Genomic DNA, 546 nt, shown 5'->3' on the forward strand with positions numbered 1-546 from the left:
CGGGGGGCCGACGCCTTCGACGCCTTCGCGGGCCTGGGGGGCGGAATCGCCGCCCGAATCGACCGACGAGGCGGACGGGAGCACGCTGTCCCACCCCCCCTCGAACCCGCCCTTGTCCGGAATCACGCCGAGCTTTTTCTTCGCCCGATTGATCTTGGACTCGCTGTAACCGGCGGCGGCGGCGGCCTCCGTCAGTTCCTTCGACGGCATGCGGCCGCCGGCCGCCTCGAGGGTCTCGCGGAGCCACTCCGCGCAGGGACTCTCCCGCGGCCCGTCGCCGTCGGCCCGGCGGGGGGCGAGGGCCTCGTCGGCGGTGAGGAAGACCGGGTCCTGCTCCCAGACTACGCGGGCCGGGTCGCCCGCGACGGAGTAAGCGAGGCCGCCGGTGTCCGGGGCGAGATTGTTCTTCAGCGGCAACATCAGGCGGCGGGCCCGCGACGCCGGGTCGGCGTCCTCGCCCCGGCCGGCGGGGTCGTCGGAGATCAGCCACGCCGCCCGCGCCGCGCCCACGAAGGCGAGACTGCCGGTCACGCGGCCCATCGCCCC

The 546-nt window shown here is 75.3% G+C and carries 1 pseudogene; it reads right to left on the minus strand.

Annotated elements, in window-relative coordinates:
• Positions 1-531, minus strand: a pseudogene (locus tag ACG2DA_RS23040) (hypothetical protein); the annotation flags it as partial.
• Between the last annotated feature and the right edge of the window lie 15 nt (positions 532-546).

It is taken from the genome of Alienimonas sp. DA493, from assembly GCF_043951915.1.
In the GTDB taxonomy this organism is placed as follows: domain Bacteria; phylum Planctomycetota; class Planctomycetia; order Planctomycetales; family Planctomycetaceae; genus Alienimonas.